This is a genomic window from Methylophilus sp. UBA6697, from assembly GCF_002454655.1.
GTDB lineage: Bacteria > Pseudomonadota > Gammaproteobacteria > Burkholderiales > Methylophilaceae > Methylophilus.
In genome coordinates, this window is sequence record NZ_DKJH01000017.1 from 1 (window position 1) to 21480 (window position 21480).

General features: G+C 48.7%; 18 protein-coding genes. 2 read left to right on the forward strand and 16 right to left on the reverse strand.

The window, feature by feature from the left end:
• The 5 genes from B3355_RS04955 to B3355_RS04975 form a co-directional block, all read right to left on the reverse strand.
• Positions 1 to 485, reverse strand: a 485-nt coding sequence (locus B3355_RS04955; protein WP_292780887.1) for a PAS domain-containing protein, incomplete at its 3' end; no start/stop codon positions are given.
• Positions 486 to 713: 228 nt separating this feature from the next.
• Positions 714 to 1238 carry a TIGR00645 family protein gene (locus tag B3355_RS04960; protein ID WP_292780890.1) on the reverse strand — a complete coding sequence of 175 codons (525 nt, stop codon included), beginning with the start codon at positions 1236 to 1238 and terminating at the stop codon, positions 714 to 716.
• Between the two features lie 74 nt (positions 1239 to 1312).
• Entirely contained in the window at positions 1313 to 2350 is a 1038-nt protein-coding gene (locus B3355_RS04965) for a CobW family GTP-binding protein (protein ID WP_292780893.1), read from the reverse strand.
• Positions 2351 to 2505: 155 nt separating this feature from the next.
• Positions 2506 to 5919 (reverse strand): TIR domain-containing protein, encoded by a 3414-nt coding sequence (locus B3355_RS04970; protein WP_292780896.1) that lies wholly within the window; start codon positions 5917 to 5919, stop codon positions 2506 to 2508.
• A 105-nt stretch (positions 5920 to 6024) separates the two neighbouring features.
• A complete protein-coding gene (locus tag B3355_RS04975) occupies positions 6025 to 6543 on the reverse strand; it encodes a MarR family winged helix-turn-helix transcriptional regulator (RefSeq protein ID WP_292780900.1) in 519 nt (172 codons plus the stop codon).
• Positions 6544 to 6649: 106 nt separating this feature from the next.
• Between B3355_RS04975 and B3355_RS04980 the strand changes: the two genes are divergently transcribed.
• Complete coding sequence (locus tag B3355_RS04980; protein WP_292780939.1) at positions 6650 to 7822, forward strand: MFS transporter; 1173 nt, start codon at positions 6650 to 6652, stop codon at positions 7820 to 7822.
• A 6-nt stretch (positions 7823 to 7828) separates the two neighbouring features.
• Here the strand turns inward: B3355_RS04980 and B3355_RS04985 are convergent, their stop codons facing one another.
• From B3355_RS04985 to B3355_RS05020, 8 genes are all read right to left on the reverse strand, one after another.
• Positions 7829 to 10015, reverse strand: coding sequence for a sensor domain-containing phosphodiesterase (locus tag B3355_RS04985; RefSeq protein WP_292780903.1), 2187 nt, complete (start codon positions 10013 to 10015; stop codon positions 7829 to 7831).
• A gap of 170 nt (positions 10016 to 10185) precedes the next feature.
• Positions 10186 to 11391, reverse strand: a complete 1206-nt coding sequence (locus tag B3355_RS04990) for a cation:proton antiporter (RefSeq protein WP_292780906.1) — start codon at positions 11389 to 11391, stop codon at positions 10186 to 10188.
• A 196-nt stretch (positions 11392 to 11587) separates the two neighbouring features.
• Positions 11588 to 13156, reverse strand: coding sequence for a GGDEF domain-containing protein (locus B3355_RS04995; protein ID WP_292780909.1), 1569 nt, complete (start codon positions 13154 to 13156; stop codon positions 11588 to 11590).
• A 165-nt stretch (positions 13157 to 13321) separates the two neighbouring features.
• Complete coding sequence (locus B3355_RS05000) at positions 13322 to 13570, reverse strand: hypothetical protein (RefSeq protein WP_292780912.1); 249 nt, start codon at positions 13568 to 13570, stop codon at positions 13322 to 13324.
• Positions 13571 to 13619: 49 nt separating this feature from the next.
• Positions 13620 to 14117 (reverse strand): peptidoglycan-binding protein LysM, encoded by a 498-nt coding sequence (gene lysM, locus B3355_RS05005; RefSeq protein ID WP_292780915.1) that lies wholly within the window; start codon positions 14115 to 14117, stop codon positions 13620 to 13622.
• A gap of 93 nt (positions 14118 to 14210) precedes the next feature.
• The gene (locus B3355_RS05010) at positions 14211 to 14804 is read right to left on the reverse strand and encodes a PqiC family protein (protein WP_292780918.1); all 594 of its coding nucleotides are present in this window, start codon (positions 14802 to 14804) and stop codon (positions 14211 to 14213) included.
• A gap of 12 nt (positions 14805 to 14816) precedes the next feature.
• Positions 14817 to 16478, reverse strand: coding sequence for an intermembrane transport protein PqiB (pqiB, locus tag B3355_RS05015; protein ID WP_292780921.1), 1662 nt, complete (start codon positions 16476 to 16478; stop codon positions 14817 to 14819).
• A complete protein-coding gene (locus tag B3355_RS05020) occupies positions 16465 to 17823 on the reverse strand; it encodes a paraquat-inducible protein A (RefSeq protein WP_292780924.1) in 1359 nt (452 codons plus the stop codon). The genes pqiB and B3355_RS05020 overlap by 14 nt, the downstream gene beginning before the upstream one ends.
• Positions 17824 to 18015: 192 nt before the next feature.
• On the opposite strand from B3355_RS05020, the gene B3355_RS05025 reads away from it, so the two are divergent.
• Positions 18016 to 18600, forward strand: a complete 585-nt coding sequence (locus tag B3355_RS05025; protein ID WP_047518326.1) for a hemerythrin domain-containing protein — start codon at positions 18016 to 18018, stop codon at positions 18598 to 18600.
• Between the two features lie 50 nt (positions 18601 to 18650).
• On the opposite strand, the gene B3355_RS05030 is transcribed toward B3355_RS05025, so the two are convergent.
• The 3 genes from B3355_RS05030 to B3355_RS05040 are packed head-to-tail and all read right to left on the reverse strand — an operon-like array spanning position 18651 to position 21229.
• Positions 18651 to 18785 (reverse strand): DUF2474 domain-containing protein, encoded by a 135-nt coding sequence (locus B3355_RS05030; RefSeq protein ID WP_292780930.1) that lies wholly within the window; start codon positions 18783 to 18785, stop codon positions 18651 to 18653.
• Positions 18785 to 19786 (reverse strand): cytochrome d ubiquinol oxidase subunit II, encoded by a 1002-nt coding sequence (cydB, locus tag B3355_RS05035; protein WP_292780933.1) that lies wholly within the window; start codon positions 19784 to 19786, stop codon positions 18785 to 18787. Before cydB ends, B3355_RS05030 begins: the two co-directional genes overlap by 1 nt.
• Positions 19787 to 19798: 12 nt before the next feature.
• Positions 19799 to 21229 carry a cytochrome ubiquinol oxidase subunit I gene (locus B3355_RS05040; RefSeq protein WP_292780936.1) on the reverse strand — a complete coding sequence of 477 codons (1431 nt, stop codon included), beginning with the start codon at positions 21227 to 21229 and terminating at the stop codon, positions 19799 to 19801.
• Positions 21230 to 21480: the final 251 nt, after the last annotated feature.

Here is a 21480-nt window from a genome sequence, read left to right on the forward strand (position 1 = left end):
AATTCAATCACGCCCATGACTTTGCTAATGGCGTCAATTTGCCCGGAGAAGTTGGCATTTCTGCGTTTGTCAGCCGTGATGTCAGTCGCATATTTGACGACTTTAAATGGCTTGCCTTCGGCATCAAAAATCGGGTTATAGCTGGCTTGTAACCAGACTTCTTTGCCGCCTTTACCCAGGCGCTTATATTGGCCTTCATGCGGTTCGCCACGGCCTAAATTGTCCCAGAACTGTTTGTATTCCTGGCTACTTTTATCCGCCTCGGTGACAAACATACTGTGATGCTGGCCAATGATCTCTTGTTTGCTGTAGCCGGTGACGGCAGCAAAGTTATCGTTGACGGCAATAATATTGCCTTTGAGGTCAAACTCAATCACCCCCATGACTTTGCTAATGGCTTCAATTTGCCCACGTAGGTCACTCGGTGGCTGTCGTTGCTCGGTCGATGAGGTGCTCTTCAGTTTATTCAGTATGGCCAGGCGCATGGTTTTTTTCTCCGGGTACTGCAACAATTAAATAGGTATCGCGACAATTATCTTCCTGCATTAAACCAAGATTGTTGCCAATATAATTGATGAAAGAAAACAGTGTTTTAGGGCCATTTCTTGAATAAGCGGCCGTGATTAACCTTTTATTACGAAGTTGGTTGATTACAACCAGTGCATAGGCAATAAAAAACCCGCCAGCGGCGGGTTTTTACAACAGGGTATCGCTTAATGGTCTGTACCATGCCCGGCAATTTTATCCATCCAGGCAAACAACACGCCGGTGATGATAAAGGTCAGGTGGATGCCAACCAGCCACGCCATTTGCTCGGTGCTGAACGAAGCGGTGCCTGAGCTCTGGTGCACAAAGGCTTTAAGCAGGTCGATGGCGGAAATCGCAACGATAGAGCCGATCAACTTCAGTTTCAGGCCAGAGTAATCGACTTTACCCATCCACTCCGGGCGGTCTTCGCTGTCGGCCGTGTCGATACGCGATACAAAGTTTTCATAGCCGCTGAAAATCACCATAATCAGCAAGTTGCCCACCAGGGTGATATCTACTAATGCCAGCAGGGAAAGCACGGTTTCCTGTTCGGAGAAACTAGCCAAGTGCACGGCGATATGAAAAAACTCCTGGCCAAATTTCACCAGCAAAATAAACAAGCCACCGACCAGGCCCAGATACATAGGCGCCATCAACCAGCGACTCTGGAAAATCCAGCCTTCTAAAATCTTTTCTAAATAACGTCCCATATTTACTCCATTTCTAATACAACTGTTACTACGTAATCTTTATACGCCGTAATTCTCCTGCTAAGAGGCTTACTTTAGAACTGAGTGAGCATATCGCGCACAGCCTGCTCATCAATCCCCTTACCAATAATCACAATGCGGCTAATGGGTTCTTCTTCATCCCAACCTTCAAGCAGCGTGGGCGGGTAGGGCGTAAAGTGCACCGCGTGTATTGCTAATGGCGCAGGGGCGTCTTCCACGTGCAAAATACCTTTTAAACGCAGCAACTTTTCACCGTGCGTCTGGCACAGCTTGAGAATCACACCTTTAAAGTCAGACCACGTCATTGGCTTGGGCAAGTAGACAGTAAATGTGTTCACATCATCATGCGTAGGCGCTTTGGGCAAAGTGCCTTTCTTGCCCGCGCTAAAACCGCTGGCAGGTGCACGCAACCAGCGCTGCGGGTTGGCCTGCTTGCTGGCAAAGTCAAACAGCCCGACATCAATAATCTGCATTGGGTCGATTTCGCCATGCAACACAAACTGCTGCGTTGCATTCGGGTTAATCTCACTCAGCTTGGCTTGCAATGCTTCAATTTGCTCAGGTGTGGCCGTGTCGCGCTTGGTAATCAGCAACACATCTGCGACGGCAGCTTGCTTAAGCGCCTCTTTCTGCTCTGCAATCTGATGCAAGCCGTAAGCCGCATCAATCGTCACCACCACCGCATCTAGGCGATATACCGATTCAATCACCGGCTCATTCATCAGGTTGGCTAAAATCGGGCCAGGGTCAGCCATGCCTGTGGTTTCAATCACCAGGCGGTTAAACTGCGGCACCGCTTCCAGGCTGCGTTTAAAAAACAAATCGCGCATGGTGTCAGCCAACTCGTTTTTGAGTGAGCAACACAAACAACCAGAGCTTAACAACACCGTGTTATCGGCAATATGCTCGCTCTCAATGGTTTTAGAGGTCTGGCTATTGGCAAAAATCTGGTCCAAACCTGCTTCGCCGAGTTCGTTAATGATTACGGCGGTGTCTTTCATCGCAGGGTTATGCAGAAGCTTGTTGAGCAGGGTGGTTTTGCCACTACCTAAAAAACCGGTGAGCAGCGTGACGGGGATACGTTTATCCATATAAATTCTAATAAAACGAGTGTGACGGTATTTTAACGCGGATGATTGTTGGTGATGCTAAGTGTTTCGACTTATATGGTGATATAGCCATCAAATTTCAAATTCGATGTATACCTTGAGTTAAAGCCTATAACAATCAAAATTTAAATTTTGGTTTAGTGTGTCAGTTGCAACACTTCTTTGCGAATAGTTCTTACACTCATAACGTCAAATCGCTGTCCTGAGAACTCAATTTTCCCAACGTTTCTTTCCCCATTGTCGCTAACTTTTTTTAAGTAGTCTCTAATTTCCATCCACCTTATATTGCCTTCAGAGTTTCTTATAACAAGCCATACGGGAAATTCTTGTTGCATCCAATATTGTTCATGCCTTTGTTTTGAAATGTCGAAGATCTCCTTATCATCAGATTTTCTTTTTCTTAAATAAGAGTCACCGGATTTTAATTGTAGGTATATTTTCTTGCCTGTTGCCTCGCCTTGATCAGACTTGAACTCAATCTCCATATCGATTCCATGGTCACTGGTTATTAATTCTCTACAGATCTGACCAGCAAGAGATACTGTAGATATTATTTCGCCAACTAGAACTCTTTCTTTACTCTCATTATCTAAAAATATATCTGATTCTTCTTTGAGTTCACGAACTTGTTTTTTTGTTTGTTCACTGGAGAATAATTTTTCCATCTCATCCCAAAGGGGTATTCGTTTGTCGGAGGAATCACAGTTTATGCAAGCAATATCAACTTTTCCCTCAGCTAGCTTTTTCATTGCAATATCTCTATTACCTACCGCAGTACCGCAATGAGGGCAAATAAAATGTCTCAGCCGAACAACGTCAGAAGCATGTTCTAACAAATGCTCATGAATATAATTAGCGAAAATTATTTTTTCCTCGATTGGAATATTTGGATCAAAAAATACATCAAGTTCACCTGCATTTTCAGAATTTCTCGTTAATTTTATCCCGAGCTTTTTGTTTGTTAATGTCTTGAAGTCAGCAGCATAGTTCCATAATTGATCATGTTTAAAAGATTTGGTGTGATGTAAACGAACAACTAAAGTTGCATATATATCATCCAGAAAACCGTTAAATCTGTAACTAACTAGGGTAGCTGGATTTTCGATTAACTCTGCACGTTCTCTGCGATAGTAACTTGGAAAAATTAAAACATTCCCTTCGTCAGTATGCTCACGTAAGCATAAATTTCGTTCCATTAACAACTGGTGCATTGCTAATAGTATGAAAGGCTCCTCATCTAGGCCTAGTCTATCTATTGAAGTATTGTAGGATAGGTTCCCGTCTAAAAGTTTTTTCTCATTAATGCAACCTCTTTCATAGGAGTCTTCTCGCATCGTTTGTATTACGCATTGTGCGTATACATTAATTATTTCAGGTTTTAATAACACCCAACTACCAAATTTTAATTTCCACACAACACCGGGGCCAGCTAATAAGCTTAATACTGCATCTAGTTCTGTATCTGAAAAATTTTCTAAATCATTTGCTCTTAATTGGAGTGTTTCTCGAAGCTCATTGAATCTCAAAAGCACTTTTCCCGAGTCCTTAAGTCTAACTATTTCTTCCTGTAGCTGTTTGTACATTAGAAGAGTTGTTCTGCATGGGAGATCATCCCAATGTATTGCCTTCAATATGGTGGCTCTCAACTCGTCGCAACCAATATTACTTTTTGCACTTGTTTCAAGAAATTTGATAAAACCTCTATTTTTGACAAAAGTGTTGATTTTTTCTTTACTCATGCGAAGTCCACCGGCATCTATGCGGCCTGCAACAAGGACTTTGGGAAATTGATCAAGAGTTGGTCTGGATAATTCTCGAGCCCACTGATTAAGTGTTTCAAGAGCGTCTTCTTTTTGCCCATCAAAGACCAGCACTGCCAGCGCTGTTTCATCCATGTAAAGTTGATGTATTAATCGTTGGTCCGCTTGACCACCAAAATCCCAAAGCCAAATTTCTTTTTCTATGTCGAGGGATGAAGGAGTCGATAACTTCCATTGTGTAGCCCATGCGCCAACGGTTGAATCACTAGGCAGCCACTTTTCACCAGCAAGGACTTTTGATAAACCAGTTTTGCCTGCACTACTGTCCCCCACTATTAGAACTTTTGCATTTGTGTATTGAATTTGCTTTGGCGGGATTTCATCTTTGAGTTTTACAAAGCTTCCTAACGTCTTATCTTCAATAAACGATGAAAGTTTCCAAACTTTGATATCGCCCGAGAAGTTGCCAGTAATCGCACAGCCATTATTTAGCCACTTAAGCCCTCTGGGATGGATGTTTTCATATCCTAAATCTAAGTAGAGGCAAGTTTCGGAAGCGATATTCCATAACCTTAACGTTGAGTCAGGTGAAGTAGATAAAACTACTTCATCATTCACCCATGAGATATATTCAACATTTGAAGTATGTCCTTGAAATATTTTTAAGCAAATACCAGTTTCAAGATCCCAAAGTCGCATGGTACTGTCACAGGATCCTGTTAAAAGTCTTGTTTGGTTTGCGTTTGTAGCCATACTCAAAATCCAATTTGAATGGCCTTCTAAAATGCGTAAGCACTTTCCAGAGACAACATCCCACATGTGTACTGTGTTGTCGTCCCCACATGAAAGAATTTGCGTATCATTTTTTATCCATAAAACTCTTCGTACAAGATTAGTGTGTCCTATAAAGGTTTTTTCACAATTGCCTGTCTTTGCATTCCATATTTTTACTGTATGGTCAAAAGAACATGAAGCAATAAGTTTGTCATCATTACTCCATTTTGCATCCCAGACACTTGCTTGGTGCCCAATAAATTCATGTATATGCGTTTCGACATCTACATTCCACAATCGAAAAACTTTATTGGCCGATGTGGAAATGAAGTTGGTTTCATTTGAATCCCAAGTTATTGACTCAATGCCCTCATGAGTTGTTTGAAAGTGACTTTTGAAACTTCTTAAACAATTACCAGATTTAATATCAAATAATTTTATAGTGTCTTTGTTTTGTGAGTTTAGGCTGGCGTAATCTAGACCAGCAATTAAACGTTCCCCATCCGAACTAAATGCATAAGATCTTGGTTTGTCGCCCTTTAAATCCAACTGATAAGATTCAAAGGTGGTCTTTATTTCTTTATGCTGTTTACTTAGATCTCGTCGACTATCTGCACATGTTTCGACTAATTTAGTTAAACCATCTTTGCGTTTCTCTGCAGTCATATCTATGTATAGAAATTGACCTATAGAGCCTTCTACTACAACCTTATCGAGTTTTACAGGAATGAACCTTCTTTGTTTATTTAGAGGGTCCCTGAATCTGAAAGCATGACTTTCAAGAGTTGCCCAATCGGAGCCAATAGAATTAGCTGACAAAAATAAAACTAATACTCTGCTATGTTCTAATCCATATTCAATCTTAGAGGGAATATGATCGCCTGGACTTATTGACCATTCATCGAACCATACCCTCAATCCCGAGGCCAATAAACTGAAAGCAATCTCTCGTACCACATCTTTATCTTTTGAACTGTGACTGAGAAACACATCGAAGGGGAAAAAGTCATGCTGCATATATTTGGCTCTTATGAAGAGTTTTGAGGTAAGAAGCAATTAAGGATATTAATCCAAATTCAAAACTTAAGGAGATTCAGCTCAGGCTTTTGTTCGTTAAAAGCTTTACGTCGTTGACTCATCCATTGACGTTTCCAGTACCAATAGCAACGTCACCAGGTGTTTATCCAATTGTTTGCGCGATTCAACGGGTAAACGATCGAGTATGGCTTGCTCATTGGCGATATGGGCTTCCACGGCTTGATTGATCAGGTTTAGCCCGGTTTCGGTCAACTGCACAAGCATGCTGCGCAGGTCTTCACTGCTTTTGACTCTCTCCACCAGCCCGACTTTTTCCAAGCGTTGTAGCCTGTGTGTCATCGTGCCTGAGGTGACCATGAGGGATGAGTAGAGGGCAGTTGGGGCCAGGCTGTAAGGGTGACCTGCGCGCCTGAGCGTTGCTAGCACATCAAATTCCCAACTGGTCATGCCAAAGTGTTCAAAGGTCTGGTCGAGCTTGCGTCTCAGCAACATTTCGCAGCGCGCGAGGCGGCCAATCAAGCCCATGGGACTTGGGTCGAGGTCGGGGCGCTCGCGTCGCCATTGGTTCATGATGTGGTCGACAGCATCTTCTTTTTTGCTCATGTTTGCTCCTGCATTTATCTTGACTTCAAGATAAATTAACCGTAGTCTGAATATATCTTGAACTCAAGATATATGTGATATTAACCTACTGTGGGAGACGTGTGTGATGAAAGCAGGGCGCTTGTGGCTGATGGTTGCAATTCTGTTAGTCGCCGTCAATTTACGCCCAGCGATGGCGGCACTTGGTCCATTGCTGGATTTGATTCAACAAAGCACTGGCCTGGATGCGACAGGAGCAGGTTTGCTGACCACATTGCCTGTGTTTTTGATGGGCCTGGGGGCGTTATTGTCGCAGTCTTTACGTGAAAAACTGGGTGAGGTAAACGGTGTTACCTTGGGGCTAGTATTGATTATGCTGGCTTGTGCCGCTCGTGGTTATTGGGATTCCGCGTTGGCGATGTTAACCAGCGCTGCGGTGGTTGGGGTAGGGGTTGCGCTGGTGCAGGCATTATTGCCCGGCCTCATCAAAGGGCACTTTGGGGCAGCCACTGGCCGCATGATGGGCTTGTATACCACCGGCATTATGGGCGGCGCTGCTGTGGCCGCCGCGAGTGCCGCCCGGCTGAATGAAATACTGGGTTGGCAGCACACATTGGCCTTGTTGGCATTGCCCGCATTGCTGACAATGATTATCTGGATAACCGCCTCTGCGCAGCGTCAACGACCAGCAGTGATTCAAACGCAACAAGCGCCTATCCAGTTTTGGCGCTATAGCAGAGCTTGGGTGCTGATGCTGTTTTTCGGCATTAGCACCGGCGTATATACGCTGATTCTTGCCTGGTTGCCGCCGTTCTATGTCGAGCTTGGTCAAAGCCGCCAATTGGCCGGAGATTTACTGGCGGGTTTAACATTAACCGAAGTAATAGCGGGAATGATTGTGTCAGGCGTGGTGGGCAAATATCATGATCGCCGCCCATTACTCTTTACCGCCTTGGGTTGCACGCTGGCCGGGCTGGCGGTGATGATTGTGGCACCTATCAGCATGGCATTCGCGGCTATGGTGTTACTAGGGTTAGGGGTTGGGGCGTTATTCCCATTGTCACTGATTTTGGCGATGGATCATTTGGATGATCCCAGGTTCTCTGGCGACCTGGCGGCTTTTGTGCAAGGTGGCGGTTATATGATTGCCAGTTTGATGCCATTTCTGGCGGGTTGGGTAAAGCGCGAATTTACACACTTGTCATGGGCATGGATAGGTGTGTTTGTGGCAGTCTTTTTCATCACCTTGCTTGCCGCACGATTCTCACCGGCAAGTTATCGCAAGGCATTTTCTGGCTGATCGTGCTTATGCTTGAGTTGCTCTGATATCTTGCCGAAGGCTGTGTATAAATGCTTGAAATGCCTGTGCAGGCAGCGGCTTCGAGAATAAATACCCTTGCACTTCATCGCAGCCGGATTCACGTAAATGCTTGAGCATGGCTTCGTCTTCCACGCCTTCGGCAATCACATCCAGATTCAAGGTATGCGCCATTTGCACAATGGCGCGGACGATGGCGGCGTCGTTGGGGTCGGTGTTGATGTCGCGCACAAAGGATTGATCAATTTTGAGGCGATCGATATTAAATTTTTTGAGGTAGGCGAGGCTGGAGTAGCCTGTGCCGAAGTCGTCGATGGCGAGTTTGACGCCTAGCTGTTTGAGGGTGTCGAGCTGGGCGAGCAGGTGGTCTATGTCTTCGAGCAGGATGGATTCGGTAAGCTCTAGCTCCAGCAAGCGCGGTTCGAGGCCGGTTTTTTCGAGCGCTTTAATAATCACCTTGTCCAAATTGCCGCGACGGAATTGCACGGCAGAGACGTTAACAGCAATCCTGAGTGGTGGCAGGTCATTTTTTTGCCATTCCATGGCCTGGCGGCAGGCTTCTTCTATCACCCATTCGCCGATATCGACAATAAGGCCGGTTTGCTCGGCAATGGCGATAAATTGCGCCGGGGGTTGCAGGCCATTTTGCGGATGATGCCAGCGTATAAGTGCTTCGGCGCCGATCACTTGCGCGCTGCTAAGGTTGATTTGCGGCTGGTAGTGCAGCTCAAACTGGTGATGCGCCAGGGCTTCACGCAGGCCATAGGCGATATTCAAATAGTGCAGGCTATCGTTGTTGAGCTTTTCGGTAAAGAAACGGGCCGTGTTACGGCCTTCTTCTTTGGCTTGCGACATGGCTTTGCGCGCGCGGCCAAACAGTTTTTCAAAGTCGTTGCCATCGGTGGGGTAAACGGCGACGCCGACTGAGCAGGAGGTGGAGATATTGTTACCGGCAAAGGCGAACGGCGACGAGATTTCGTTGAGTAGGGTATCGACGATATAGCTGATGGATTCATCATCGTGCATATTGTTGAGCAGGATAATGAACTCATCCCCGCCATGGCGGCAGATGCTGTCTGTTTCACGCAAACAGGCTTTGAGACGCTCGGCAAATAGCCGCAGCAGTTTGTCGCCCGAGGCATAGCCCAATGAGTCATTGAGGAACTTGAAGTTATCCAGGTTGAGCGCAAGCAGGCCGATTTTGCTGTTAGCTGCTGCGGCAATAGAGACCGCGTTTTCCAGCCGGTCTCTAAACAATGTAATATCCGGCAGGCCAGTGAGGGCGTCGTGCGAGGAGAGGTACTGGATCTCTTTTTGCGCCGACTTGAGGTCACTGAGATCACTGAAGGTGCCAACATAGTGGGTGACTTCACCGACTGTATTTTTGACTTCAGTGATAGACAGCCATTCGGGGAACACTTCGCCGTTTTTGCGCCGGTTCCAGATTTCGCCGCGCCAATGACCAAAGTTGGTGACACTTTCCCACAGGTTGCGATAAAAGCCTGCATCGTGCAGGCCAGAGGAGAGGACTTTAGGCGTTTTGCCTTTAATGTCGTCGATGGTAAAGCCTTGCATCTTGGTGAATGCCGGATTCACAGACAAAATCACATGGTGCACATCTGTCACCATAATGCCTTGTTCGCTGCCTTCGAACACTTTTTCAAACTGGCGCAGGCTTTCCTGGTATTTATTGCGGTTGAGCGCGATGCCGATAATGGCTGAGCCGATTTCAAGCAGCATGCGGTGAAACTGGCTGGACTCGCGGTGCTCAAAGCTGGAGAGGGCAAAGGTGCCAATTACCCTGTTTTCGGCAGAAAAAATCGGGATAGACCAGCAGGATTTGACGTTAAATTCATAGGCCAGATGGCGAATGTCATGCCAGCGTTCGTCAGTAAAGGTGTTGCTGACATATTGGACTTTTTGCTGGTAGATGACATTGCCGCAGGAACCGCCCCCAGGGCTGGGCCGCAAACCGTTGATTTTCTGGATTTGTACGGGTGTCAAGCTGGGCGCTGCATAGACATTGAGCAGTTCGTTGTTATCGTCCATCAGCATGACGGAACTGAAGGCGTTGGTGAGCAGGTTTTCTGCCAGGCGGCAGATCTGGTTGATCACTTCCATGTGATCGGCACCACGCGCCACAGACTCCAGAATGGCACGTTGCAGGGTGAGCAATTGGTTTTGTTCTTCAATAGACAGCGGCCCGCTGTCTATGCGGGGGGGAGTTAGAACCGATGACGCTGAAACAGTAGGGTGTGCGCTCAAGGGGTGTCCAGTCTTTTAGAGAATGGTTCGTTTGCTAATCAGTGTTCCTCTTTTGTCAATTGATGTCAATAGTCCTTAAACTAGCTGGCCTGCTTTTCCAGCTGCGGCATTACCCATTTGCGGAACATCAGTGGCGTAATCATGGTGGTCACTACCCCCATCAGCACCAGTACCGAGAACAAGTCCTGGCCAATAAAGCCGCGATCATAGGCAATGCTGGCAATCACCAGCTCCATCACGCCGCGACCATTGAGGATAAAGCCTATGCCCAGTGAATCACTTTTAGAAAGACCGATAAGCCGTCCGCCCACCCATCCGGCGAGGATCTTGGTCAGGATAGACACCGCCAGCACCACGGCAACAAACCAGAAGGAGTCGATGACTTGGACTTTGAATTCCAACCCGAGGTAGGCAAAAAAAACCGGTGCCAGAAAGCCGCCGGTAATCGAGCTCAAGGTGAGCTCGAGTTCTTTGTAGCGTGAGGGCAGGAAAAATTTGCGGTCTATGAGCAAGGCGCCAAAAAATGCGCCAATCACAAAATGAAAACCAAGTGCTGCGCTGACTGAGCCAAAAATGAGTACCAGCAGTAGCAGCAGGCCGAACAGGGCTTCATTGCCAATCAAATCAACCAGTTTCTCTGACCACTGGTCTATGCTGATGCCTTTTTCAATCACTTTTTTGATGATCAGGCTAACGCTGACGATCAATACAATCAGCAAAATCAGTTTCCAGCTGGCATGAAAAATAGCGCTACCGACGGCCTGGTAGGATTTTTGTTCTGGCAGGTTAAGAATCACGCCTAATACCAGCAGGGCCGCGATATCGTTAAAAATGGCAGTCGCGACTGAATAGCGTGCAATATTGGAATCCAGCAGCTTAAAGCTTTGCAGGATGCTGACGGTGACTGGCAATGCGGTAATCGAGACGCACAGGCCAAGGAAAATCGTACGGCTGACATCGAGGCCAAAACCGACGCCGACCAGAATGCCGCCGGTGAGCGGTAACAAAAAGCCCAGCAGTGCGATGACGACGCCCTTGCCACGCATGGAGTCGATCACCTCTTTGAAATTCATCTCCAGACCGGCAGACAATACGATCAGAAATACAGCGAACTCTGAAATGCCCGACAGCGCAGGCGTCGGTGAAATCAGGTTAAAAATACTGGGGCCCAGAATCACCCCTGCCAGCATTTCACCAATAATGGCGGGTTGGTTAAAACGGCTGAATACTTGGCCTAGCAGGCGGGCGGTGACGATGAGGATAAGCAAGGTAGTCAGTAACGGCATGATGTTCTCTTGGTTTTTTTCACATGACAGCTGCCTGCGTCAGATGGTTCTATCGGTCAAACTTAACATACAGTAAAAATACATTCTTGTATGTATGATTATTGCCAGTGTAATGCATTTATGCCAATAGTGACATGCTTGCTTGCAAATTAGCTTGGTACTGTTGTGGTGAGGAGGGGAAGCGGTCTGCCCGCCATTAACTGGCAAGCACTTGCATCATTTCTTTGCGATTTTTACGGCTGCGTTTGTTGGCATACATGCGTTTATCGGCAATGCGCATGAGTTCTTCTGTCTCACTAGCCTCATGCGCAAATACGATGCCTACACTGGCACCCGTACTGACAGAGCCTTCTTTTTCCATCTGCAAATGCGTATATTCCAGCTGGTGCTGGCACCACTCTACATCATCTTCATGACACAGAATGGCAAATTCATCGCCACCCAGCCGGTAAAGCTGGCCACTGGTATCCAGTTTTTTAGACAGAATCTGACTGAAGCTTTTTAACAGGTGATCGCCTGCGTCATGACCAAAGTGGTCGTTGACGTATTTCAGGTTGTCCATATCAAGAAACATCATGCAACCATGCTCGGGGAACTGCACCATTTGATTTTCGAGCGCATGCCGGTTAGGCACGCCGGTCAGCCGGTCTGTCATGGCAATGGAACGCGTGCTTTGCAGCTCGACCAGCATATGCTCTTTTTCTTTATGCAGGCGGTTCATTTGATAGGCAACCAGCAGCGAAAGCAAGATGGCCTCTACCGCCACCGCGATCAAACCGAATTGCTCGATGGTCCAGGCATTAGAGGTCAAGCGCTCAGCCGTGATAGATAAGCCGCCCAGGATACCAAATACCGAGATCGCAAACAGGTAAAGCTGGGCGATACGATTCTTTTGCAGGCTGAGGCGGATGCCGCAGGCCAGGCCGAACATCAGGAAAACGGCGACGCCAAACCTGTCCATTTCCAGCATCCAGTTGGGGAAGATCATGGCAAACACCAGCAATGCCACCAGCACCGTGCGTGCCACCATAGACAAGTAATAGAGCTTGGCATGATGTAACGGGTTGATGCCCAGCAAGTGGCAGACAAAGCTGATATAGGCCAGATTGGAGAGCAGGATGGGCAAGCTGGTCAGGTAAAACCAGTGCCATGCAAACAATTGTTTAAATACCCCTAGCGCAGCGCTCTGGAAAATCAGGTTGCCCAAAATAAATAACGCATACATGCGCTCGGTGGTGTGCCCGGGCGTCATGCCAATGGCAGCGTAATAGGTGAAGATGCCGAACAAGACGCCCAGTAACAGCAAGCTGGCAGCCGTAGTACGGTTGGTTTGCTGCTGGTAGGTGCTTAGCTCGGAGACGAAAATCTCAGGTTGCGCCAGGTAGTAGGGCGATTGCAACCAGGTGGCCAATCGATAAGTGCCAGGCTCCAGGTGGATAATACGGCCGTGCCTCAGTAGCAACGGATCATTCTCCTGGCTGCTTAAGCCACCTTTGATAATGCTGGTTTGCTGCTTGCTATCTGTGATTTCGTGCTGAAAATGCGCAATGGTCGATGTGTTTTTGAAGTCGATCACATACTGGTCTGCATGCGAGATTTTGAGCACGCTCTGGCAGACGAATTTGCCGCCTTGCAACGGGATGCTGGCAATCACCACACCCTTACTGTTCATGCAGGTGGTGCCGAGCAAAGTCGGGGTCGCTGAGGCCTGCGGCATCAGGGCAACCCATAACGAGATCAGCATCCAGAAGAAGAAACGTTGCAAGCCTAATTATCCAGTGAAAATGTCGAATCTCGACGCAGTTTACATGAAACATTCCGTGGAACGCTTAGGATAACGCATTAAAGAAGGCAAAGAATTACTAATAAAGTGTAGAAAATAGCCGATAAAAAACCCGCATAAATGCGGGTTTTTGTGCTAAGAAAACAATTATTTGCTTTCAACCGCGGCTTTAGCTGCGTCGGCGGTTTCTGCTGCCTGTTGCTCAGCGGTTGCTGCGGCTTCTTTTGCGGCTTGCACTGCATCAGCGGCAACATCTTTGGCTTCGCTAGCAGCAGCTTCAGCATGCTCTTGTGCAGATTCGACCGCTTGTTCAATCTGTGGCTCTTTTTCACCACAAGCGACCAGCAAGGTGCTGCTCAAGGTAGCGATCAGTAATAAACGAATGAATGATGACATAGTCGTGTCCTTTGTAAGATGAGTGGTTGGCTATTATTGTGTGTAACGCTTATTCCGGAATGCGTAGTACCTGGCCTGGGTAGATTTTGTCAGGATGGTTCAGCATGGGACGGTTTGCCTCAAAAATCTTCATATAGCTATTGGCATTGCCGTACATTTCTTTGGCTACTTTAGACAAGGTGTCGCCTTTGACTACGGTATAAAACTTTGCTTCAGGTTCAGGGCTAGGGACGTGCAACTGGTCTTGCACCGCTTCAACGCCGGCCACATTGCCACAGCACAGCAAAATCTTTTCTTTGTTCTCTTGCGTATCGATATTGCCTTGCACGATAACGGTACCGCTGGCGCCATCAAACTTCACGTCATAACCGGCCGTCGGTAAGTTGTTTTTAGCGATATAGGTTTGAATGGCCTTGGCTGCCGCCGCGTTTGCTGCGTCCACATTGACCGGGGTCGGGGCCTTGCTCGCTGTTTCTTGCGCCGCTTTGGCTTCTCCGGCACCAAACAGTTTTTCACCTGCTTCTTTAATAAAAGAAAATAATCCCATCGCTTGCTCCTGACTTGTTATTTTATGAAAAGAAATTTCATCATAGCAAATTGGCGACGCGGTCACTACCTATTGGCATTAAAAATGTGGCTGCTATGGCAAAGTTTGTAATTGGCTGGCAATTTGGTCACTGAGCAAGTCCAGATTCTGGCCCAAGGCTCGCACCAGCGCGGGGTAGCCATTTTCAGCCAAAGGTGTGCTGAACTTGAATGACTGGCTGGCGCCTGCCACATGGTTCGCGCCAATCAGTTGCCATTGACCACTCAGCACGGCATAACCACGCATCTGGCCGTGAAACTGTTCTATGGTCAGCTGCAGGGTGTTGACAGCAGGTAATCCAGGCTGTGGGTCGACCACGATTGTATTGTTGAGCCGACTGGCCAGGCGTGCGCGCAGGCCGCGCCGCAATTCCTGCGCCAGATTGTCTACCCAAAGATGGTCACGCGCTGGTTGCATGGTGATGTCGTCGGTTTGGATGACGATGCGGTCTGTATCCAGGTAATCCGCCAACTGGATACGGTTTAAGACCAGCGTGTGCGCATGCGTCGTGGCAGGTTGAGGTGTGGTCACTTCCGGCAGGCTGTAACGCTCAGTTTTCACTGGCGGATTCGATTTGAAGCAGCCGGTCAGGCTGAGCCCCAGCAATAAAGCCAGACCAACCCTTAATTGTTTTTTCTCGATCATCATGCGTCAGGTTCCTTACGGGTTGGCCGGTGCCATCGGTATCGGGTCATTGCCAGGTTTGCGGTCAAACAGGATGGCATTGGGTTGCTCATTCAAGGTGCGCGCCAATGGCTGTATATCGCGCAAGGCTTTATCCAGGCGTTGCAAGGTCGTTGTCAGCTCCTGATAAGCTGGCGACTCGGGTGACAGGCCTTTTAATGTGGTACGCAACTCCTGCATGGTCTGGTTGATATTGGCAGGCATCTGTTGCAAATCAGGCTGGCTGAGTAACTGATTCACTTGCTGGCTCAAGGCGCGGATTTCCTGCATGGTTTTTTCTGATTGCTGCAGGTTTTTATCCAGGCCGGACAACACAGGCTCTACTTTCAAACCATTGAGTTTATCCAGCAGGTCAGACAGTTTCTGTTCAATCTGCGCCAGGTTGGTCGCGGTGGTCGGCATCACTGGCAAACCTTCAAAACGCTCGCGTTTGTAGGTTTTGTGCGCATGCTGGTCCATATTGAGGTCGACAAACACGGAGCCTGTGATCAGGTTGCCGGATTTGAGTGTCGCGTGCAGGCCGCGTTGCAGCATCTGCGCAATGCGGCTTTTCCACTCTTCCAGGTCAGCCTTGCCATTATCGGCCAGGCGGCCGGGTTCCAAATGAATCAATACCGGGATGGCGTAACGGAAGTCTTTTTTGCGTTCCGGCGAGTTGAATTTCCATGGCACATTGATCACCGTACCCACGCGCAAACCACGGAATTCTACTGGCGCGCCTTTGGATAAACCACGCACGGTATCATCCACCAGTAGCACATATTCCAGGTATTGGTCGTAGGTTTGCTGGCGTGCGGCATCTTCATTGGCAAACAATTCAAAGGTAGCTTCGGAGAGCACCGGTTGCCCCATCGGCCTGTCATCGACATGACCAAAGCTGACGCCACCTGCGATCAGGGATTCGACGGTGGGAATATTGGCCTTGAATCCTTCTGAGTCCAGTTTGACATCAATGCCTACGGTCGTCCAAAAACGCGTGTTCTCAGTGACCAGTACGTCATAAGGGTGTTCAACAAATAATTCATGCTGCATCTGGCGTTGCTTGGGGTCGAATACGGCGCTGACGACCCTGCCCACGCGTAGGCCCTGATAGCTGACCGGATCGCCCACACGCAAAGAATTACCGACTTTACCGATGAGGTTCACATGCACGCCTTGGGCGCCATTGAGTGAGATAGGCGCTTGGTCCAGCACGGTGAACTGGTCTGATTCTTCCAGGCTTTTGCCTGGTTGTAATTGAATATAGGCGCCGGAAATCACCGTATTCAGGCCGCTGATGCCTTCCAGTCCAATGCGTGGTTTGACCACCCATAATTGCGTATCCTGCACCAGCATGGGTTGCGCTTTGGGGGTGATGCGCGCCAATACTTCAATATGCGTCAGGTCTTCAGACAGGGTGACTTGTTCCACCAGGCCGATATCGACACTGTGCACCTTGATTTTAGTTTTACCGGCCTCTATGCCTTCGGCATTGGTCAGGGAGAGGGTGATTTGCTTGCCAGCCTTGGTGTAATTGTCGTAAATCAGCCATAGCCCAATCAGCAGGGCGACAATAGGCACGATCCAGATCGGCGACAGCCGGGCTTGCTTGCTGACTTTGGCCAGCAATTGATTGTTGTCTTGATTATTCTCTGTCATGCGTGTTTCCTTGGGTATCCCATAGCAGGCGCGGGTCAAAGGCCATGGCGGCCAGCATGGTGGTAATCACCACAGCACAGAATGCCAGCGCTGCCGGGCCGGGCAATACTGACATCAGGTTGCCCGATTGTATCAGCGCGACCATGATGGCGACGACAAACACATCGACCATGGACCAGCGGCCAATCAACTCTGTGAGCCGATACAGCCTGGTTTTTTGCTGTGCCGTTAACGGGCCAGGGTATTTTGCCAGCAATGAAAGCACCACCAGTATCAGCATCTTGATAATAGGTACCAGTACGCTGGCGACAAAAATGACCACGGCAATGGGCTCTGAGCCATGCTGCCATAACTCGAGCATACCGCCAATAATGGTAGAGGCGTGTGTTTGCCCCAATGAGGTGGTAATCATCATCGGGTAAGCATTGGCCGGAATATAAAGCACAGCTGCCGTGATTAACAAGGCCCAGGTAAATTCCAGGCTGTTGGGTTTACGCATATGCAAAGTGCTACCGCAACGGCCACATTCATGGTTGGCCGCAGTGGCCGAAATAGTGTTGACCAGGCCGCAGGTGGCGCAGCCAGTGGCATGTTGATCTGCTGCATTGATGCCGCAGCGGATGCTGGTATCGGGTGGTGGCTCGCCGGCTAACCTGTACCATAACCAGTCGATATCCACCGAGCGCGTGGTCATGAGCAGTAGCACGGCAAACACGCAATAGGCCCAGAACGAAGCGCCCAACTGCACCTCGCCAATTTCGGTGAGTTTCACCAGGCTCACCAGCGCTGCAACCATGAATACATCGGCCATCATCCAGGGGTGCAGGCGTGAGAACAGGCGTGCAATCACATCGCTATAGGCGCGCGGCACCCGGCGTAATACATTGGCCTGCATCAGGATTACACCGACCAGGTATAAAGCGGGCAATACGAACGCCGTACAGCTGACGATGAGTGCCACCAATGGTTGATGCACATCGACCAGCGTCACCGCCGTCTGCGGCAATTCAATCTGCGTATCCAGGCCATTGGTATCCATACTGATAAACGGGAAAGCGACCGCAATTAGCAAGGTCAGTAATGCACTGATGGCCAGCGCAATGCTGCGTTGAACCGGATGCAAATGGCGTCTGGCCAATACATGCCCGCAGCGCGGGCAACTGGCGTGCTCACCTGGGCGCAGCACCGGGATCGCACTGACCATGTCGCAAGCACGACAGGCACGCAATCTTCGCCATTTTGTATTTTGCTGGGTCGTCATGCGGATGGATAAAGAATGGATTGACCTGACTGTTTGGGTGGGCTTTTCATAAGCATGGTAAACGGGTTGGATTTGAACGCGCAAGAAAAATTCCATGATGGCCTGGGCGCAGTTGATCTAAACCTTGCGTCGATCATCACTTTAGCGCGAGTACGTCACTGCGATGAATAAGCAAATACGTAAAGCGAGTCTGACAAAATTATCAGTCAATCCTGCCTATATGCATCATGCATTTCGAGACACTATCATGCTTTCTATCCATTGTTGGAGAAGGTTATGAGAACCGAGACTCACTTGAAATCAAACAAACAGGCAACGACAAAGCGAGCCAATGCAAGCACGGCGAAACATGACGTGATCGTGCTGCTTAAGCAAGACCATGCGGCGGTGAAGAAAATGTTTAGCCAATATGAAAAGCTGGCGAAACAAGAGGATATTCAAGGCAAAGTTAAGATCGCCAATCAAATCTGTGCCGAGTTGATTGCGCACACTACGGCGGAGGAGGAAGTCTTTTATCCGGCTGCCCGCGAGGCCACGCATGATGACGATATGCTCAATGAAGCCAATGTCGAGCATGATAGTGCGAGAGACCTGATTGGGCAGATTCAGAGTATGGATCCTAAAGATGAGATGTACGATGCCAAGGTCAAGGTGTTGGGCGAATATATTGCCCACCATGTGGAGGAAGAGGAAACCGAAATGTTTCCCATGGTACGCGAGTCGAAAAAGCTCAACTTGAAAGAGATGGGTGTCACATTAAGTCGACGCAAACAGGTGTTGATGAAGGAGTTGTGTAATTCTGCCGGGGAGGTTGTGCCGCAGCAGTTACGGGCTAAATTAGGGTTGGCTGGGCGGCATTAACGGCGTTTAGTTAAAAAGGGGCCTCGAGGCCCCTTTTTTATGGCGTGCGTTTAAGTATGCCAGCCTGCTGCCATCATCAATCCCTTGAGTAACATGCTGACGATCGCCAGGGCTGCAATGCTGGCTAGCCAGATTAGGAAAAACCAGCCCAGGCGTTTCAGGGTGTTTGTTTGCTTGTGGGTCATTAATGGTACGCCTCGTCCTTGTTCACTTTGCCGCGAAACACGTAATAGCCCCAGGCGGTATAGATCAGGATAATCGGAATAATGATTACGGCGCCGATCAGGGCAAATTGTTGGCTTTGTGGTGGGGCTGCGGCAGCATCTATACTCATTTCCGGCGGGATAATGTTGGGCCAGATGCTGATACCCAGGCCAGCATAGCCGAGTAATACCAGGCCCAGCGTATAAAGAAACGGGCTGGTTTCGGCCTTGGCCTTGAGTGCGCGTTGCAATTTGTAAAAGAAAAATATTACCAGCAAGGGCACAGGCGATAACCACAGCAGGTTGGGCAAGCTGAACCAGCGCTCGGCGATGCGGCTGTCCATCCATGGCGTCCACAGGCTGATCACTGCAATAATCACTAGCAATGCCATAGAAATACCTTGTGACAGCTTGTAACAGGTGGTTTGCAGTTCGCTTGTGGTTTTAAAAATCAGCCAGGTGCTGCCTAGTAAGGCATAGGTGACTAATAAACCTAGCCCGGTAAAGAGCGAGAACGGTGAAATCCAGTCCAGCGGCCCACCTGCGTAGGCTTGGTTCACCATTTTAATGCCTTGCAAATAGGCGCCCAGCGTCACGCCCTGAAAAAAGGTGGCGGCGATAGAGCCGCATAAAAAGGCTTTGTCCCAAAAATGGCGCTCTGCATCATGTGCCCTGAAGCGGAATTCAAACGCCACACCGCGAAAAATTAAGGCCATCAGCATAAACAGCAAGGGCAGGGAGAGGGCGCTTAAAATCACCGAATAAGCGAGAGGGAATGCCGCCAGCAAGCCAGCACCACCTAATACCAGCCAGGTTTCATTACCGTCCCATACCGGGGCGACTGTATTCATCATCAGGTCTCGGTCCTCTTTTTCTTTAAAGAACAGGTAGAGGATACCTATGCCCAGATCAAAGCCATCCATGATGATGTACATCATGATGCCGAACAGGATAATGATGGCCCACACCAGTGATAAGTCCATTGCGTCGCCCCTTTATTGATCTTTGGTGTTAGCCGGTGACTTGGCATCCGGATGAAACTCGGGTGCCAGTGCAAATGCATCCACGTCGCCCGGGTTCACCGAGATGGCATCACCTTGCAGCGCTTCATCCGTTTTTGGCCCGATTTTTACCAGCCGCAAGACATATAGCGTGCCCATGCCAAATACAGCCAGGTAGATAATGACAAACAAAGCCAACGTGAGGCCAACTTCGCTGGCGGTATGCGGTGTCACGGCATCCGCGGTGCGTAACACACCATACACCACCCACGGCTGGCGCCCGATTTCTGTGGTAAACCAGCCCGCCAGAATGGCAATCACCCCGGCAGGGCCCATGGCGGTGGCAAATGTGAGGAAAGGCTTATGTTGGTATAACTGTTTTTTGTAACGTAACCACAATGAGGTGGCCGCTAGCAACATCATCAGCATGCCCAAACCAACCATGATGCGGAAGGTCCAGAAAATAATAGTGGCATTGGGGCGGTCTTGTGGCGGGAAGTCTTTCAGTGCTGGAATCTGCTCAGTGAAGGAGTGGCGCAAAATCAAACTGCCCAGCACGGGGATCTCTAAAGCAAAGTGATTCTTTTCTTGCGCCATGTCCGGCCAGGCGATCAGTACCAATGGGGTCGCTTCGTCGCCTTTATTCTCCCAGTGGGCCTCAATCGCGGCGATTTTTGCCGGCTGGTATTTCAAGGTATTCAATCCATGCATATCGCCCACCACCACTTGCAAAGGCGCCAGCAACAATATCAACCACAGTCCCATAGACAGCATTTTGCGTACGCCGGCATTGTCTTTTCCTTGTAGCAACTGCCAGGCACCCGATGCGACCACAAATAGCGCAGTCGCCAGATAGGCGCCTATCACCATATGGACTAAGCGGTATGGGAACGATGGGTTAAAGATGATCTTGAACCAGTCTACCGGAATCACTTTGCCGTCAATCAGTTCAAAGCCCTGCGGCGTGTGCATCCAGCTATTCGATGCCAATATCCAGGTTGCCGACACCAGTGTGCCGATGGCCACCATGACGGTGGCCGCAAAGTGTAGCGTGGGCCCGACCTTATTCCAGCCAAACAACATTACGCCCAAAAAACCCGCCTCAAGAAAAAAGGCCGTCAGCACTTCATAAGCCAGCAGTGGCCCGGTGACGCTGCCCGCAACGCTGGAGAAACCAGACCAATTGGTGCCGAATTGATAGGCCATGACCAGGCCAGACACCACGCCCATGCCAAAACAGAGTGAAAATAACTTGACCCAAAAATGATATAAGTCGAGGTAGACGGTATTTCTGGTTTTTAACCAGCTCGCTTCCAGCACGGCCAGGTAACTGGCCAGGCCGATGGTAATCGCCGGAAACACGATATGAAAAGAAATGGTGAACCCGAACTGGATTCTTGCCAAGGTCAATGCCAAATCAGACATGCTTATCCTTTTACATCACTGGCAATATTCGCATAGGCGTGACGTCACGTGCTTGCGCTCACTTGCGTGAAAATTACTCGCCAGGAAATATTAACTCGCCGAGGAATATTATCAGCGTTGACTCGTATTGCTGGCAATAAGTTTTACGGGCGAGCTGGCTATTCCTGTGAATGATGCAAAATGCGGCCTAATCACGCTGCTTAAAAATGAATTGATTTCGTATTAAAACGCAATATAATGAACTTTAAGTC

Excerpts from the sequence above, each read along its gene's own strand:
- B3355_RS04965 (WP_292780893.1), bottom strand. The coding sequence starts at position 2,350 with ATGGATAAACGTATCCCCGTCACGCTGCTCACCGGTTTTTTAGGTAGT.
- B3355_RS05040 (WP_292780936.1), bottom strand. The coding sequence starts at position 21,229 with ATGTCTGATTTGGCATTGACCTTGGCAAGAATCCAGTTCGGGTTCACC.
- B3355_RS04990 (WP_292780906.1), bottom strand. The coding sequence starts at position 11,391 with ATGCCGTTACTGACTACCTTGCTTATCCTCATCGTCACCGCCCGCCTG.
- B3355_RS05025 (WP_047518326.1), top strand. The coding sequence starts at position 18,016 with ATGAGAACCGAGACTCACTTGAAATCAAACAAACAGGCAACGACAAAG.
- B3355_RS05030 (WP_292780930.1), bottom strand. The coding sequence starts at position 18,785 with ATGACCCACAAGCAAACAAACACCCTGAAACGCCTGGGCTGGTTTTTC.
- pqiB (WP_292780921.1), bottom strand. The coding sequence starts at position 16,478 with ATGACAGAGAATAATCAAGACAACAATCAATTGCTGGCCAAAGTCAGC.
- B3355_RS04970 (WP_292780896.1), bottom strand. The coding sequence starts at position 5,919 with ATGCAGCATGACTTTTTCCCCTTCGATGTGTTTCTCAGTCACAGTTCA.
- B3355_RS05000 (WP_292780912.1), bottom strand. The coding sequence starts at position 13,570 with ATGTCATCATTCATTCGTTTATTACTGATCGCTACCTTGAGCAGCACC.
- B3355_RS04980 (WP_292780939.1), top strand. The coding sequence starts at position 6,650 with ATGAAAGCAGGGCGCTTGTGGCTGATGGTTGCAATTCTGTTAGTCGCC.
- B3355_RS04960 (WP_292780890.1), bottom strand. The coding sequence starts at position 1,238 with ATGGGACGTTATTTAGAAAAGATTTTAGAAGGCTGGATTTTCCAGAGT.
- B3355_RS04975 (WP_292780900.1), bottom strand. The coding sequence starts at position 6,543 with ATGAGCAAAAAAGAAGATGCTGTCGACCACATCATGAACCAATGGCGA.
- cydB (WP_292780933.1), bottom strand. The coding sequence starts at position 19,786 with ATGGACTTATCACTGGTGTGGGCCATCATTATCCTGTTCGGCATCATG.
- lysM (WP_292780915.1), bottom strand. The coding sequence starts at position 14,117 with ATGGGATTATTTTCTTTTATTAAAGAAGCAGGTGAAAAACTGTTTGGT.
- B3355_RS05010 (WP_292780918.1), bottom strand. The coding sequence starts at position 14,804 with ATGATGATCGAGAAAAAACAATTAAGGGTTGGTCTGGCTTTATTGCTG.